Source organism: Pseudomonas sp. TS_SC_3, assembly GCF_056156225.1.
Genome location: NZ_CM149586.1, coordinates 298,796 through 314,396, shown reverse-complemented (window position 1 = coordinate 314,396; position 15,601 = coordinate 298,796). Strand labels below are relative to the sequence as shown.

General features: G+C 55.0%; 13 protein-coding genes. 6 read left to right on the top strand and 7 right to left on the bottom strand.

The features are described from left to right. The first annotated feature begins 109 nt into the window (after positions 1 to 109). The gene (locus AC0J6G_RS01565; protein WP_475250659.1) at positions 110 to 985 is read left to right on the top strand and encodes a WYL domain-containing protein; all 876 of its coding nucleotides are present in this window, start codon (positions 110 to 112) and stop codon (positions 983 to 985) included. Here AC0J6G_RS01565 and AC0J6G_RS01560 read toward each other — a convergent pair. Then, positions 979 to 2,037, bottom strand: a complete 1,059-nt coding sequence (locus tag AC0J6G_RS01560; protein WP_475250658.1) for a CHAT domain-containing protein — start codon at positions 2,035 to 2,037, stop codon at positions 979 to 981. The two genes, AC0J6G_RS01565 and AC0J6G_RS01560, sit on opposite strands and share 7 nt — an antisense overlap. Positions 2,038 to 2,381: 344 nt before the next feature. On the opposite strand from AC0J6G_RS01560, the gene AC0J6G_RS01555 reads away from it, so the two are divergent. Then, entirely contained in the window at positions 2,382 to 2,819 is a 438-nt protein-coding gene (locus tag AC0J6G_RS01555) for a LexA family protein (RefSeq protein ID WP_475250657.1), read from the top strand. Beyond that, entirely contained in the window at positions 2,812 to 4,086 is a 1,275-nt protein-coding gene (gene umuC / locus AC0J6G_RS01550; RefSeq protein WP_475250656.1) for a translesion error-prone DNA polymerase V subunit UmuC, read from the top strand. The genes AC0J6G_RS01555 and umuC overlap by 8 nt, the downstream gene beginning before the upstream one ends. Positions 4,087 to 4,120: 34 nt before the next feature. On the opposite strand, the gene AC0J6G_RS01545 is transcribed toward umuC, so the two are convergent. The 3 genes from AC0J6G_RS01545 to AC0J6G_RS01535 form a co-directional block, all read right to left on the bottom strand. Further along, positions 4,121 to 5,086, bottom strand: a complete 966-nt coding sequence (locus AC0J6G_RS01545; RefSeq protein ID WP_475250655.1) for a YagK/YfjJ domain-containing protein — start codon at positions 5,084 to 5,086, stop codon at positions 4,121 to 4,123. A gap of 332 nt (positions 5,087 to 5,418) precedes the next feature. Further along, positions 5,419 to 5,649, bottom strand: a complete 231-nt coding sequence (locus tag AC0J6G_RS01540; RefSeq protein WP_475250654.1) for a helix-turn-helix transcriptional regulator — start codon at positions 5,647 to 5,649, stop codon at positions 5,419 to 5,421. A gap of 53 nt (positions 5,650 to 5,702) precedes the next feature. Next, a complete protein-coding gene (locus tag AC0J6G_RS01535) occupies positions 5,703 to 6,611 on the bottom strand; it encodes a hypothetical protein (protein WP_475250653.1) in 909 nt (302 codons plus the stop codon). A 543-nt stretch (positions 6,612 to 7,154) separates the two neighbouring features. Between AC0J6G_RS01535 and AC0J6G_RS01530 the strand changes: the two genes are divergently transcribed. Next, positions 7,155 to 8,069: a hypothetical protein gene (locus AC0J6G_RS01530; RefSeq protein ID WP_475250652.1), complete on the top strand. Its 915-nt coding sequence runs from the start codon at positions 7,155 to 7,157 to the stop codon at positions 8,067 to 8,069. 606 nt (positions 8,070 to 8,675) lie between these two features. On the opposite strand, the gene AC0J6G_RS01525 is transcribed toward AC0J6G_RS01530, so the two are convergent. The 3 genes from AC0J6G_RS01525 to AC0J6G_RS01515 are packed head-to-tail and all read right to left on the bottom strand — an operon-like array spanning position 8,676 to position 12,676. Next, a complete protein-coding gene (locus tag AC0J6G_RS01525) occupies positions 8,676 to 10,715 on the bottom strand; it encodes an LTA synthase family protein (protein WP_475253558.1) in 2,040 nt (679 codons plus the stop codon). A gap of 48 nt (positions 10,716 to 10,763) precedes the next feature. After that, positions 10,764 to 11,378, bottom strand: coding sequence for a hypothetical protein (locus AC0J6G_RS01520; RefSeq protein ID WP_475250651.1), 615 nt, complete (start codon positions 11,376 to 11,378; stop codon positions 10,764 to 10,766). Further along, positions 11,378 to 12,676 (bottom strand): sialidase family protein, encoded by a 1,299-nt coding sequence (locus AC0J6G_RS01515; RefSeq protein ID WP_475253556.1) that lies wholly within the window; start codon positions 12,674 to 12,676, stop codon positions 11,378 to 11,380. The genes AC0J6G_RS01520 and AC0J6G_RS01515 overlap by 1 nt, the downstream gene beginning before the upstream one ends. Before the next feature lie 734 nt (positions 12,677 to 13,410). Between AC0J6G_RS01515 and AC0J6G_RS01510 the strand changes: the two genes are divergently transcribed. Further along, positions 13,411 to 13,941 (top strand): NUDIX hydrolase, encoded by a 531-nt coding sequence (locus tag AC0J6G_RS01510; RefSeq protein ID WP_475250650.1) that lies wholly within the window; start codon positions 13,411 to 13,413, stop codon positions 13,939 to 13,941. Positions 13,942 to 14,462: 521 nt separating this feature from the next. Then, positions 14,463 to 15,584, top strand: a complete 1,122-nt coding sequence (locus tag AC0J6G_RS01505) for an alkene reductase (RefSeq protein WP_475250649.1) — start codon at positions 14,463 to 14,465, stop codon at positions 15,582 to 15,584. Positions 15,585 to 15,601 lie beyond the last annotated feature (17 nt).

Here is a 15,601-nt window from a genome sequence, read left to right as displayed (position 1 = left end):
GCTAAGCCACTCACCACGCTTGTCGTCGAGGCTCAAGATATGTAGCGTAAGTAGACGTATCTAGAGTGTTTGCCCGTACAGGTAAAGTTTTCGTGCAGATGGAGTGGCTATGAAACGCAAACAAGAAATCGAGTCGGTGCGCTGGGACTTGGCGCTGCGTTACCGCTTGATCGAGACCGTGGTCTGGTGGGAAGGCCGGCTGACCACGAACCACCTGATGCAGAGCTTCGGCATAAGCCGCCAGCAGGCGTCGAAAGACATCAACACCTACATCAACGAGCACGCGCCCAAAAATCTTGAATATGACAAGCATTTGAAGGGGTATGTGCCGAGCAAGCAGTTCAAGCCGCTGTTTATCGACGACAGCGCCAGCGCCTATCTGCACCTGCTCAACCAAAACCATGATCGCGCTCCGCATGTGGACGGCCTGGCATTGGCCTATGCACATACCGAGGTGCTGCAAGTGCCGGATCGTACGGTGCGACCGGAGCTGCTGCGCCCTCTTCTACGCGCCTGCCGTGAGGGCCTACGCCTGGAATGTGAGTATGTGTCCTTCACTACGCCGGACGCGGAAACCCGCCTGATCGCCCCGCACACGTTGATATACACCGGCATGCGCTGGCATGTGCGGGCGTATTGCGAGAAGAACAGGGATTACCGCGACTTCGTGCTCAGTCGCTTTCGCGGTGTGCCGGAGTTGATGGACGACGAAACCGAAAATACTCGCGAGCAAGATCCGGGTTGGAGCACGCAGGTGCAGGTCATCATCGAGCCGGACTCACGCCTGAAACCCGAGCAGCAAGCCATCATCGAAACCGACTACGGCATGCAGGATGGTCGCCTGGTGATCGAGACCCGTGGCGCGCTGGTGCAGTACGTGCTGCAGCGCTATCAAATCGACACGACCAAGGTGCATGCCAAAGCGACAGCGCAGCAGATTGTGGTGGTGAATTTGGATGAGCTGCAGGGGTGGCTTTATCACTGAGCCCTGGGCTTAACCAATATAAGATCGCTTTCATCGACGCCATCACGAAGGTACAGCTCTGGCGTGGATTCTTCTGAAATACCTTCAAGCATCAACGCAATCTTGGCTTGCTTGAAAGCAGCCGGAATTGAACAGCCAAAACCAATAGCCGAATAAAATTGCGCTGAAAATACGCGGGCCGCTTCGTCACCAATTGACTGATTCATGCCAATAGCCGCATCGACATATTGCGTACATGCGGCCGCTTGGTTGAACGAGTGACACGTATTAAAGAAGACCAACCGAACCGAGTCGTAAAGCTGGAAGGTGGCGACAATGCTCGCCATCGAAACCAGCTTAGCGTCGCCGTTTCGATCTTGAAGAACGAGCTCATCCTGATCACTGCCATGCCCACTAAAATGCACAATCGTGGGCTTGAGCTCGTTCATGTATTGCAGGATTTCTGTAGGACGCAGAGCCCATCTCGACTCAAGCTTAACCGCGTCACGATGATCCGAAAGTCGAATTTTTTGGTGAATCTCACGGACTTCTTCATCCAGCAATAGCCTACGGTCAGAGGCTGTCGCAGGATCAGTCGCAAAGAAGGCAACCTTAATTTCTTCGGGCAGCGCAGCCAACTTATCAATGCGGGCAGCAGTTTCCCGGTGTAGAGAATCATGCGTTTTCAAGCTGGACTCTACCTCACGGAATTGCCGTTTCTGCGCCTCCTGCATTTTTTGCTGCTCCGTATTTCTTTTCTTCAGCACCTTCGCTTCTTCGCTTTCCACACGCAGCTCAACTGTCGCTAGTTTTTTCTGCTCGGCGGCAATCTTCTTCTCCAGCTTGGCAACTTCAACCAAATGCTTCGCCTGCAGATCTGCATACCGGTTGGCTTCTCTGAGCTTGGAGGTAGCTGTAGACAACTGTTTGGTTTTGCTGGCGGCAGTTCCAGCAGCAAGAGATTTTTTCCCCGCGTCAGCCGCCTTCTGCGACTCCCTGGCCTTCTGGCTCGATAGCTTTGCTAGAGCGTCACGAACGCTGGCAACTTGACGACGATACATATCAAGACTCATAGGAGCCCCCTATAGTTTTCAAAAGCGGCGCAGCAGAAAAACGAGCCGAGAAGATGACGTAAAATCAGTCCGCCTGGCCGCCATAGGCAACACGAGCCAAACCCAGCATCAGGGTGAAAGCAGCTATCAGCACAAGATGTTCAGTCAGCGAACTCAGCATGATCATGGCGGATCTCCTCGGGTTGCGATGACCCAACCATAGGCATCATTAACCTCGGAAGCGATACGTAAACTTTCGGTCTGTAAACATTTCGAACATACGTAGACCTACGCCGACGGATGCGCCTTGCCGGATCTCAAAATCAACGGATACTGTACATAAATACAGTTACCGGCAATTTCTCATGAGCAATGCCCTGATCCTTGGCGCACTCCACGCCAGCAGCACACGCCTACCCTTCTTTGACGCGCACATTCCTGCCGGTTTCCCCAGCCCGGCACTGGATCACATGGAGCACAAGCTTTCCCTGGATGAGCTGCTGGATATCAATGCACCGCACACTTACGTCGTGCTGGTCAGCGGTGACAGCATGACCGGGGCGGGTATCTTCGATGGTGACCACCTGATCGTCAGTCGTGCATTGGAAGCAAAACCAGGCGATGTCGTTGTGGCCTGCTTAAACGGCGATGTGTTCGTTAAACGGCTGGGTAAAAGTCACGGGACGTATGTGCTGCAATCCGAGCACCCTGATTACGCGCCGCGCTACGTACTGGATGATGACGAACTGATGATCTGGGGCGTCGTGAGTCACAGCCTGCGGAATCACCGCCCCCATGCCTGAGCCCGTGTTTGCCCTTATCGACTGCAACAGCTTCTACGCAAGCTGCGAGCGGGTATTCCGGCCCGATCTGCAGCGCACACCCATCGTCGTGCTGAGCAACAACGACGGCTGTGTGATTGCACGCTCCGCCGATGCCAAACCCTTCGTGAAGATGGGTGCTCTGTTCCATGAAATCCGTGGCGAACTCAAGCGCCATGGCATCGTGGCGTTCAGCAGTAACTATGCGCTGTACGGTGACATGAGCGAGCGCGTGATGAGCATCATTGAAGCGCGTCTGCCAGCGGTTGAGGTGTACAGCATCGATGAGGCTTTTGCCGACCTGACCGGCATACCGGGATCACTGGAAACCCTTTCCAGAACACTACAAAGCGAGATCAAACAGAAAACCGGCATACCCGTGGGCATCGGTATCGCCGGCACTAAAACCTTGGCCAAGTTAGCCAACCACGCGGCCAAGCGCTGGCAACGACAAACTGGCGGCGTGGTCGATCTACGTGACCCTATACGCCGCGACAAACTGCTCAAGGTCATATCAGTAGAAGATGTCTGGGGCATCGGCAGGCGCATGCAGGTGCACCTCAACGCACTTGGTATTAAAACTGCCTGGGATTTGGCCAGCTGCGACGCCTGGGAACTGCGTAAGCGCTTCAATGTGATCATCGAGAAAACTGCGCGAGAGCTTCGCGGCACTGCCTGCCTAGAGCTTGAAGAAGCCGCGCCGGCCAAGCAGGAAATCTGCTGCAGTAGATCGTTTGGAAAACGCTTAAAGACCATCGGACCGATTCAGGAAGCCGTCACCGCTTACGCCACAAGGGCTGCTGAAAAACTTCGCCAGCAGGGCTCACTGTGCCGGCAGATTCGCGTCAGCCTGCGCACCGGCATGTTCAACCCCACTGAAGCCAAATACGCCAATGGGCTGCTTTGCCAACTGCCCTATCCGACCGACGACACACGCCTGATTATTGCCGCTGCCCGAGAAGGTATCAGTCGACTTTATCGAGATGGATTTAGCTACGCCAAAGCCCAGGTATTGCTTCTGGATCTGTGCAGGCGAGATGAGTACACGCAGGATCTATTTGCACCTGAACAACCAGTAAAAACTGAGCGACTGATGAGCACGCTAGACGCTATCAATCGACGATGGGGGCGCGGAACCTTGCAACCTGGGCGACTAGCCAAGCAAGCTGAATGGGGCATGCGCAGGGAAATGCTTTCGCCTGCGTACACCACTCATTGGTCAGGCCTACTGGTAGCAAAGGCCAAGTAGCGTTGCAGCTAGAAGTATGCAGAGATACTCACCATCAACGGAAACGTTTCAGATTGCCCTTACGCAGGCATCGAGCCCCCGCAGGTTTCAAGCGCAGGTGCTGGGCATCCTTGACCAGGTAACTCATTGCCCTGTGGATATGAGGCCGAATCGATAGATTCCCCCTCTGGATGTGGCCAATGCCGCACTTTTCGCCATATTGCTCCTTGTCGTGATTACAGCTGTGCGTGTAGCCCTGGCCATGGGTAATGTCTTGCCACAGCTCACCGATCTGGATGGCCTTGTAGACATCTCCACGCACCTCGTTGCCATTGAAAAAGTAGGCCGCATGAATGTGGTATCCCCGACCGTCATTCCGATCACCTTGCTCGACCGAGTAAATGTGGCCGATAAGATCGTCGAAAACCGGATTACGTTTATGCTCAGCGACTAACTGCCCAAGATCATCGAAGACGTGCTCGGCTCGAAGCCTCGCCTGCGCTTCGGAGCGGTAGTAAAGATCGACCCGAACTATGGTGATACGCGAGTAAAGCGCCATCAGAGCGTTCACGTAATCAGCGATTTCCATTTCCTGCTTACGTGCCTCACCGCGACGATCACCTTTCTTACGCCGATACCGCAACTGCCGGGTCAGCTGACGGATCCGTGCTACAAGAACGTTCATGCTTTGGTGGTGATCTAGGTAGGCGGTCCCCCTTTCATTCAGACAAGCAGGTCCATCTGGATGACGCTCAAGGCGTATGTCCTGGCAGGCCTCGCTGAACGCCTGCAGGTGCTCGCTGTAGCTGTACTCAACCCGATAATCAAAAAGGTCGATCATCTGTTTAATGTGTATGAAATGTCGGGAGAGCCTGGTCTGCTCGACGCGCTCGTAACCTGAGCGGCTTTGCGTTATGCGAAATGCCGGTGTGTCAGTATTTTCGATGGCCTGGACGAGTGACTCAATTTGCAGGGCTATGTCGGATTGAGAGAGGTGAGTGTAATTATTCTGGTTGTTCATGGCGGGTACCTGGTTGGTTGTTTTCATACCAGGTGCGTGTTGTGTGTTTATTAACCGCTTGCCTACTCCAGAAAGGTTATTGGTAGCTGTACCTACCTAGTGAGCATGACTATTAAGAAGAATAAATAGATAGCTATTGGCTATATAAATAGAAGCATCTCAGACCACAGCCGGCCACCCCAGCTGACCAGGCAATGGGGAACAACATTGCCAAGCCTGCCGAGAGATTAATCGTATTGCGTAATGGGCGAGTTAGCTGAGAATGCTGGACTTTTCCAGGCGGCATAAACGCCATGACCAACCGAAGCTGATCATGGCGCTAGTGGTCAGTTCTAACGGGCTACGCTCAGGTGGCCGGTGGTGCGTACTGCATTGCCCTGTGCAAGATCGCGCTCCTCAATCCTGGCCAAGATCCAATCACAGACCTCGCTGTACACCCAGCCGACGCAACGGTCGCCAAGTGAAACTGGCGACGGAAACGTGCCTTCACCGATGTATTTGTAGATGGTCGACCGGGCTAGGCCAGTCGAATCGATGACCTCTTTCAAACGGATGATTCGCATGAGCAGGCTCCTCTGTATGGTTCAGAGGATCTGCGAGGGCTGTAAAAAAACACTTACCCCTTGAGCCGCGTCTGAAGACCAAACCGGTAGCGGTCATCTATCCCCAGCTCAGCCTCCCGCTCGTACAGTTCGCATACATTCCACGGCTCATATTTCACAACCACACAACCATATCGAGGCACGAGGCTGGGCTTTACTAAGACTGTAGTAATCCTATGGCATGGCGTTGGTATAAGCTGGATCCGCACTCCACCATTTTTCCAATCGGGCATACGCATGAGCACTATCTGAATTCTTCTGGCACGCTCAAACACCAGAAAAGAAAAGTGCTCGATAATACGCAACCAACGCCCCTCATCAATGCTCAGGCCACCGCTAACTCTGCCCCTCGGTCTTTGGAAATTATTGCCAATCAAAGCCTCAAGCTCTGCCTCTAAATCCGCACCCAGCAAACGACCAGGCGCCGCCCAATGACTGGATAAAAGAAAGGATGCGTATCCGTCCAGTCGATGCCAGAAGACATCAAAGTCCGCATCACTTAACTGCTTAAAGTAGCCCCTCAAAACCGGAGCAATACCTCCGTCCTCTCGGATCACAACCTCTCGCCGCTCCCCAGTATCTTCCTCGATAACGACAATCCCCCGCCTATCAACGACCATCCCGAGCAGTGGATGGGATAAGTCGAGAATATAGGACGACATGACCCTTACCCCTGTGAACAACCCCCTAGAGAGGCCCGACGCATAGCTTCGGATTACGCCCATATCCATCAGGCGCGACAACTGCGCCTTCAACCGGAACTCGGTCATTCCAGTCAGTAGACGCAGATCAGCCATCCCAAGCCCATCCACAACACCAAACTCATTTGCATGATTGACCAGCACGGCGAGTAACCACCGGTTAGCAAGACTCAGTTGGTCGCTTTTCTTTCTGACCGGAGGCTGCTTGTAGCCGATCCTCATATCCGCATCCTCATCGCAACCCTCGCAGGAGCGCAAGTCAGTGATCGGCGTCAGAAGATGATTGATTATCTGCAGACATTCCGAAGTGCAACTTACTGCAGAAGAGTTCAAGCGTTCTCGGATCTTGGGCGAGATTTCATAGCTACGCGACGGCCGCCCCCGCCCGCAACTCACCTTCTTAACGACTAGGTATGAGTCAGCCGATGCCAATCTGGAGACGGCTCGCATCACAACGCGTGGAGGCATACCCACAGAGCCTGAAAGCTCTCGCACCGTCAGCGACACAGCCTCACCGTCCTGAAAGCGCATCGAAAATGACGCGAGAAACAGCCTTTCTTCAGGTCTAATGGTGCTTGTTTTGTGCCGCAGCAGAGCCATGTGCATAAGCATGAAAACCTGTTTTTATTTCGTAAAACTACACTACCATAAGAATTAACATGACTTAATATCGTTTTTATAAACGCATTAGATAACGTTATTAGCTATTATCGGTAAAGTTGCAGTGCAGCCAGGGTGCTGCGAGCTCGATTTTGGAGATGTACAATGGGACGCCCAAGAAAGCCCGGCCTTGAATGGCTAGACCCGGAAAATGCCAAGCAGCACCATTGGGCGCGAGACTACTTGCGGTTTCGGGGCCACGAGAGTCTTGTCGATGCCAACATCAACCCTTTAAGCATTTCCCGAATGGACCTGCTCCGTGTTGGTCAGGAGCTCGAAAAGAAAGAAGGGTCACGCGAGCTATTCCGCGATATGAAGGACGCTTGGCGCCAGGAAAGGAGTCGGAGCAAGAAGAAGGAAGAGGGCTACCGGCCCTGCCTTTTTACCCTCAAAGGCACCACCAGAGACAGTCTGCAACAAATGGCCGAAGAGCAAGGAATAGATGCAACGGCGCTGTTGGAGAGGCTGATTGATAAAGCTTACAAAGCTCATCTTAAAAAGCAGCAGGGAGCACAGGAGCAACCAAAGCAAACCATCTATGGGGACCGCCAAGATATTGGTTCACCCAAGGACGAGTCTGCAACGGCCACAAAAGAAGCAAATCCTAACTCACAAAAAAGCGAGAACACCGGGCATCGAGAAATCTTCCCAGGGACACCTCTACCACCCCTCGACATGAATCAGAACAGGAAAATCCGCCCCCAGAAAAAGCGCACTCTGACCATACGTCTTAGTGAAGAGCCGACAACTAAGACTGGCGATCAACCCGAACGGTACAGCCACGCCACCGAGGAGGAAATACAGGAACCATCACGCGGATCAGTAGAGGAACAACACCCCAGCAACGAGATCCATGCACCGGAACAACGAGCAGGCATCGACACACTCAACCCAGCAGAATCGCCAGAAATCTGGACCGGAACGGCTCTAACGGAAGAGGACATGAGATACGCTTTCGAAAAGAGCGCGGAAACCGCGAAACACATACGTGGCGAACTGCGGACTAAGCTAAAACCTTGAACACTATGGTCAAGACTTCGCTTTGCAGTCAGCAGAACCCCAGCTCTGCAGCTCCGAGGTATCTGCGAGCAAGAGCCCTAAGCCATCGAGATCGCTAAGCAGAAAATGCGCGAGACCAAGGAAGCAATCGGGTCCTCAGTAGCAAAGCACGAAATGATGAGCCCAAGGGTGATTTGAGGATGGCCCGACTCAGAAGCGGAAGGTGAGGCTGAATCAACAGCCAAGAGTCCCGGGTTCAAATCTAGCATTTCTGTATTCCAAACTGTATTCCTGTTACTTTTATTAACCGAATTAAACTATATATATCAACAACTTAATAGCCCTGTTCAAATTACCCCGGCCCACCAAATATACATCTAAGGGCGTCCACGGACGTCCTTTTTTGTGCCTGAAATCCAGTAAATACGGGGCTTTCAGCGCCACCAGTGTCCGTGAGCGTCCAGCAGGATCTATGTCTTTTGGTATTCCAAATAGTATTCCAAGCCAACAGATACTAATTTTTGGAATACCAAAACCCGCCATGAAATACCAACACGCGCTCAAGCCAACCGATCTCAATAATCCGGGAAGGATGCTCGGTAAACCGAGTGCATCCCCGGCGCAGTCTTAGTCTGTTCGGACGTTTTGATAGAGCATCAACCGCGAGGTTTCGTGCAGCCCGCGCGTCAACTCGGCCAGGCGGCGAAACTCTTCAGGGTGCTGCTCGGCGACATTATCCAGCGGGGTCTGCGAGGCTAGGTCATGCAGGGTTGGCTGGCTGCCGTCGTGCTGCATTTGCAGGAGGAAGTCCTTGGTCACGCCACCAATCAGCGGGAACGTCCCCTCTTGGAGTACCAGCGGCACTACACGCTCGCCCTCCGCTGCCAGCTGCTGGATGTCGCGGCCCAGCGCGCCGTTACGAAACTCCATGCCGGCCATGCCGAGCACACTGGGCAACAGGTCAACCAAACCCACGGCGTCCTCGATCACTCGCGCCCCCAGCAATTTAGGCGCATGGATCAGCAGCGGTACGTGATTGCTTTCCAGCCCGAGCTTTTCGAATGCCGGCGGCATGTGCGGAATCTGGCTGATGCGGGTGTTGTGGTCGCCAAACATGACGAAGATGGTGTTGTCGTACCAACCGCCCTCTTTGGCAATCTCCATCAAACGACCGATATTGAAGTCCAACAGCCGTACCGCGTTGTACTGAGCGACGCTGCGCGAGCCTGCGTTTTGCACGGTTTCCAGCGGTGGATCAAGCACCTCAAAGCCATCGTTCTCGTTGGGGATGGTAAACGGCCGATGGTTGCCCGCCGTTTGGATATAGGCAAAGAAGGGCTTACCCTGCGCTTGTTGGCGCAGGATGCGGTCGCTCTCCTTGAACAGGTCGAGATCCGAAATCCCCCAGACATCGACCATGGGCGAATTCCAGTGACGCTCTTCGAGCAACTGCACATCGTCGATGCTCTGACGAATCAGGGCATTCATATTCGCCCAGCCAGAGTTGCCGCCGATCATGTAATACTTGTCGTAACCGGACAGCGCATTGATCAAGCTGTGTTGACGGGTAATCAGCGGGTTGCGCGTCGAGGTCTCCGCGCGTGACACGTCGGGTACACCAGAGATGCTGGCCCAGACGGTTTTCGCCGTGCCGGTAACGGGCACATAGAAGTTTTTGAAAAACAAACTCTGCTTGGCCAGCCGATCAATATTCGGGGTTGGGTTCAGCGGATTACCGTAAGCCCCCACTGCGCTGGTACCCAATGATTCGAGCATGACGAACACCACATTCGGGCGCTGACTGCCGACAATCGCATAGGGTTGCGGGGCTTGTTGACGAATGAAGTTTAGGCTCTGCGCATCGGGCTGATCGACGCCCAGATAACGGCTGACGACCTCGTAATGCGCAGCAACCTGCGCTCGGTCGTAGGGCTCGTTTGGCACCCGAAGGGTGTCGTAGAGGAAGATCACCGGATTCAGACCGAGCGCGGATATCTGGTTGTCGCCGGAGAAGAAGGCGTCACTCCAGCGCAGCGGTACTGGGTTTTCCAGGTTGATGTTCTCAACCCGGCCCAGAATGCCGAGAAAGACAACCATAACCATCAGGGCGCTGCCCCAGGTCAGTGAAAGACGGCTGATCGGTTTTGCTGGGCGATCCAAAGTCACCCGTTCAAGACGCAGTAGCAGCCACCACACCAAGCCGGTCGCCGCTGCCCAGCCGAGAGTGATCCACACCACGGGATAGGTCTGCCAGACCATGTCACTTGAGATTTGTGCGTCATCAAGAAAGCGCAATACGGTGGCATTGATGCGCACACCAAGGTAGGCGTAATGGCCAAAATCAATGATGTAAACCAGCAGCACCGCGCCGAGCGCCAGTGCTAGATACAACCGTGCCAACCAGCGAATGGCGCGCGAGCGTGTCAGGTTCCACACCGGCAACCATGCCAACAGGGCAACGGGCAACATCAGCAAGATGGCCAGGCGCAGATCAAAACGCAGCCCTATGCCGAGGGTTGCTGGCACGGCCTCAACCTCACCAAGGGCACTGGCTGCAAATCCCGAGAAGCCGATAAAGAACAAACCGCGCAATGCCGCCAGCGCTACAAAGAGAATCGCCACTGCACCAAACCAGTAGTGCAAGCGCCGCGAGTGAAGCCAACCCATCATCCAACCCTCAATTTATAAACCCGTCAAAACCGTGCTGCTTTGCCATTAGGAACGGCTCGGCACGTTCAACTCACGCGGTGCAGACGGCCAACGCAGAACCTTTTTAATGACATAACCGATCAGCGAACCGCAGCAGTAAAGGGCGATGAACGGATCAAGCAGGTAGTCCCAATAATTCGGCGAAGGCTTGAGGCCCAGGCTAAATGCTAAGGTGGCCAGGCCGAGCATGCAGGCCCCCAGCCAATTGCCCAACACCAGCAGCGCCAGGGCTAGCAAGCCGATGACCAGGATCAACGGGCGTGGGTTGTAACCGAGGCTGTAGGGGTCAAAGTACGTCAGCCCCATCGTCGCCGGGTACAGGAAGAGTGCCAACGCTGCCATCACGATCAGCAGCTGCAAACGGGCGGCATGCCCCAGTCGTGCCGCCATCCCCATGCGCACCGCTGTAGCGAATGCCAGCGCCACCAACGAGGTAATGGCCACATCGTCGGTGAAGCTACGCATGTAGGCCGCCAGCGAGAGCCCGTCTACGGGAATGAAACTGATCCCCAGCAGCACGATTAGGCGAACCGCTTGCAGGCTAGGCCTGAGGCCAAACCCCGGAAGAACAACGAACGCGAATAGCGAAAAGGTCAGATGCGCCTGCCAAAGCTCAAGCATTAGAGCTGCTCCTCTAGCCAGGCATCATTGAAGCTGACGTGTTTGATAAAGGTGTTGTTCCACGAATAAACCAGGTGGTAGAGGCCATCAGCACTCTTGATGAAATACGGGTATTCGTACTCAAAGTCGCAGCCCAACTTGGAACACACGCGGTAATCCAATTTGCCCAGGAACGCGTCGACAAGGCTCAGGCGATTTGGCCCGCTGGAGAGGCGGAACTCGTCGCCGATGATGTCCCGATAAGCCTCCGGGCTAAATGGATTGCCTTCCAGATCAGGGGACTCATCCAGATCGATCACCTGTGTCCAATGATCGAGGCTGGCATCGGTGCCCATCAGGCGCAAACGAAAGCGCCCGTCTTCAAGATCATTCAAGGCCACCAGCAAGCCATGATTAGGTGTGGCTACCGCGGCAAGGGAAGAGTTGGGGTTGGATGGATCAAGCGGATACGGCTCGCTCCAAGTCTGCCCAGCGTCCTCCGTGCGGCTGGCGAGCACTTTGTAAAAGGTATCGCCGGCATAGCGCAGCATCGCAATCGCGTTTTGCGCGTCCATGGGCACCACAGTCGGCTGGAGGGAGTGCTTGCCCTTACTGATCCGGCTTTTATCGAGCACCTCGCCAGAGGGGCTGATGTACAGGTACTCAGCAAACTTACCGAGAAACTCATGGTAGACGGGCAGCCCAATGGTGCCGTCGCTGTGAAAGACCGGCGCGTTACGCACCAGTGTGCTGATGTTCAGAAAAGGCGAGGTGATCAGCTGCCTCGGGGGCGACCAGCTTTCGCCAAAGTCATCCGAGTGCATCGCATTGATTGCACTGCCCGCCCAACCGCCCACGGAAACCGACACATAGAACAGCCACAGGCGATTGTCGGGAGCCAGCGCAATAACCGGATTACCCAGTTTGCGTATATGCTTTTGGGTAGCGGACTGAGTCGACTCCCGCGTGGCCAGCACCAACTCGGCACCCCACTCTGCCGTTTTCGCGTCGTAGCGCGAGCCGCGAACCTGAACATCCGCTGCGCCCTCTCGGGAACCGGCAAACCACACCGCCATCAACCCACCATCGGGCAGTGATGCCACCGAAGACGCGTGCACAAACTCTTCAAGGTCCGAAGACGCGAAGCGGCTTGTGTAGAAAGGCGCTGCAGTGCTGCTGACGATTTCGTCAGATATTGCTGAAACAGCAAAGCCCGAAATGGGACGATCGGGATGAAGCCACCACGCGCAGGTAAACACCGCAGACAGGGAAATAACAGCCAGGACCGAAGGCAAAAAACCGAACTTCTTAGCGCGCATTGAAAAAACCATATTCACACAAACACCTACGAACCCTGCATGTGAGCAGGGACGGCTAGATACAGAACTCAGAGGTTAGAAACATGGCAGACGCGTTATGGGCGGGTTGTGGCAGGAGTCCAACTCAACTCAAATTGATGAAGTGACTGATTGATGCGCCCTTAAAAGCGGCCTGATGGTGGCCTAGTGGACTCATCGATGCAATCGTGGATATATATCCCCAGCACCTCAGCGATTATTTCTGGTCACTGCCGAAGGCCGCTGAAATCCCATAACGCCTGACATTTATGATCGAACTGATGCGATTGAAATTGACTGGCCTGCAACATCTGGTCAAAAAGACACCCTGGAAATGGTCGCGACTACTGATGTGCACGCACGTCCAGCGACCCGAAGCCCAACGGTATGCCGTAACGATGATCAGCGCCTGCTCCAGTGTGGCCGTTACGCCGCCATAAGCGCCCTGCACGCCTCTAGCGTACCGTTTGCTGATTTTCGCCACTGATCACTGACATGCACCGCTGTGCATCGAAGGACGTTTGGCCGTATCGGCGAACACCATTATGCTACCGCGTTCGCGGCAACACGCTCAGCGCTTGGAACAGGCTGAGGTCGAGTACATGGCGCCGCAATGTACTCGGTGCGCGAATAAAACCGCTCAGAGCACTTAGGCTATGTGCAGCAGAGGGCCACTGAAGACTCGGCTTACACCCATCGCTGGATTTGACGCCCCCATGCAACTGATTACCGAACTGATCCACCCCGAACTCAAATCCACCCAGGGCAGAGTATTTCGCCGGCATGCTGCGCGTGGCATCGTGCTGCGCGATGAGCAAATCCTGTTGTTGTACACCGAGCGGTACAACGATTTCAGCTTCCCAGGCGGCGGTCTCGATGCCGGTGAAGACATCATCGCCGGGCTCACCCGTGAGCTTGAAGAAGAGACCGGCGCCCGCGACATTCGAATAGTGCAGAACGTTGGCTATATCGAAGAGTACCGGCCCTACTGGAAGCCGCAGTACGACCTGATGCACATGACCTCGCACTTTTACCAGTGCGAAGTAGCCCCGCAACTGCAACCCGTTAGGATGGAACGCCACGAGATCGCCAATGGCATGCGCCCCGTTTGGGTTGATCTACACGAAGCCATCGCACACAACCAGGCCGTCATGCAGCGTCAGGAAACCTCGATGGGGCAATCCATTCAACGCGAGACGTTCATGCTGCGAAAGGTAGCGTCAGCGCTGTTGAACCCCGCTCAGTAGTCATCGACACCGACCGCTGCGTTCTTTCACGTGCAGTGCGCTCAATAAGCGCTGGCTGAGAGAGCGCCTGGAAATCATGACGCCGTATTAGACAGGGCACAGGCTGGTAGCTGACCCCGCCCTGACCGCTTGGCGCCATTCATTAAGTCACTCCCGAAAAAAAAGCCTGCCGTGACATCTCGGTAATTTAGATATAGACAAATCTAAATATGACGAATAACCTGGCGCAGTTATTCGCACAACCAGCAGCGGGGTGACCATGCCCAGCACCAGAGACACACCTGCGCTGCTACCCCCATATGCCCGCTTCGGATTTCCCAGCGTGGGTCAGTGAGGCAACCGGCAATCCTTGCGCAACCCTTAGCGCTCGGGTCGCCGCTGGCCTCGAAACGCAAACGCTAGCGCTTGAAGCCTGATGCACAACACGCACATCAGCAGCACCTGGCTTGAGCTAGGCGGCTGCAGACGCAATAGCAGTTTTAATTTAAAGATTGATAAATTTAGATATTGAGGTATTAAAAATGGACAACAGCGTACTGTTCCAAAGCACTCAGCTTGGCCCCTACACCCTGAAAAACCGCATCGTTCTGCCGCCCCTTACCCGCTCACGCAGCTCGCAACCCGGCAACATCGCCAACGAACTGATGGCCACCTATTACCGCCAGCGCGCCGGTGCAGGCTTTATGGTCACGGAAGGCACGCAAATCGAGCCGCGTGGTCAGGGCTATGCGTGGACGCCGGGTATCTACAGTGCGGAGCAGATCGACGGCTGGCGCAAAGTGACGGATGCCGTGCACGCCGAAGGCGGGGTGATTTTCGCTCAGCTGTGGCACGTCGGCCGCGTCTCCCACACCTCATTGCAACCCGGCGGCGCAGCGCCTGTGGCGCCGTCTGCGATTGCGGCCACCAACGTCAGCGTCTTTATCGAAACAGCTCCTGGCGCGGGCGCGCTGGCAGCTCCCTCGGCGCCACGCGCACTGACCACAGCTGAGGTCAAAGAGCTTGTACAGCTGTATGCCCAAGCCGCTCGCAACGCACTTGATGCAGGCTTCGACGGGGTGGAGCTTCACTGCGCCAATGGCTACCTAGTCAACCAGTTCATTTCAGCACACACCAATCAGCGCGAAGATGAATACGGTGGCTCGCTGGAGAACCGTCTGCGCTTCCTCCGTGAAATAACCCAGGCCGTTGCCGCCGTGGTTGGCAAAGAGCGCTTGGGCGTGCGTTTCGCCCCTCTGTTTGCCAGCACCGACGAAGACCGTGTGTACCTCGGCCTGGTAGAAGAAAACCCGCATGAAACCTATGTTGAGGCCGTAAAGGTTCTGCAAGACGTCGGCATCGCTTACCTGTCGCTGGCTGAGGCGGATTGGGATAACGCACCGGAGCTGCCGGAAGCCTTCCGCATCGCTGTGCGCGCGAACTTCACCGGCAAGATCCTCTACGCCGGGCGTTACACCGCTGAGCGCGGCATTCGCACCATCGAAGCGGGCTGGGGTGATCTGGTGGCATTCGGTCGGCCCTTTATTGCCAACCCGGATCTGCCGGCGCGTATTGCCAATAATTGGCCGCTGAACCCCGTAGACCCAAGCAGCATGTACGGTGGCACAGAGAAAGGTTACACCGACTACCCAACCTACGAATAACCAGCCCGCCACACACG

Coding starts and splice junctions, on each gene's coding strand:
- AC0J6G_RS01565 (WP_475250659.1), top strand. CDS start 110: ATGAAACGCAAACAAGAAATCGAGTCGGTGCGCTGGGACTTGGCGCTG.
- AC0J6G_RS01560 (WP_475250658.1), bottom strand. CDS start 2,037: ATGAGTCTTGATATGTATCGTCGTCAAGTTGCCAGCGTTCGTGACGCT.
- AC0J6G_RS01555 (WP_475250657.1), top strand. CDS start 2,382: ATGAGCAATGCCCTGATCCTTGGCGCACTCCACGCCAGCAGCACACGC.
- umuC (WP_475250656.1), top strand. CDS start 2,812: ATGCCTGAGCCCGTGTTTGCCCTTATCGACTGCAACAGCTTCTACGCA.
- AC0J6G_RS01545 (WP_475250655.1), bottom strand. CDS start 5,086: ATGAACAACCAGAATAATTACACTCACCTCTCTCAATCCGACATAGCC.
- AC0J6G_RS01540 (WP_475250654.1), bottom strand. CDS start 5,649: ATGCGAATCATCCGTTTGAAAGAGGTCATCGATTCGACTGGCCTAGCC.
- AC0J6G_RS01535 (WP_475250653.1), bottom strand. CDS start 6,611: ATGAGGATCGGCTACAAGCAGCCTCCGGTCAGAAAGAAAAGCGACCAA.
- AC0J6G_RS01530 (WP_475250652.1), top strand. CDS start 7,155: ATGGGACGCCCAAGAAAGCCCGGCCTTGAATGGCTAGACCCGGAAAAT.
- AC0J6G_RS01525 (WP_475253558.1), bottom strand. CDS start 10,715: ATGGGTTGGCTTCACTCGCGGCGCTTGCACTACTGGTTTGGTGCAGTG.
- AC0J6G_RS01520 (WP_475250651.1), bottom strand. CDS start 11,378: ATGCTTGAGCTTTGGCAGGCGCATCTGACCTTTTCGCTATTCGCGTTC.
- AC0J6G_RS01515 (WP_475253556.1), bottom strand. CDS start 12,676: ATGCGCGCTAAGAAGTTCGGTTTTTTGCCTTCGGTCCTGGCTGTTATT.
- AC0J6G_RS01510 (WP_475250650.1), top strand. CDS start 13,411: ATGCAACTGATTACCGAACTGATCCACCCCGAACTCAAATCCACCCAG.
- AC0J6G_RS01505 (WP_475250649.1), top strand. CDS start 14,463: ATGGACAACAGCGTACTGTTCCAAAGCACTCAGCTTGGCCCCTACACC.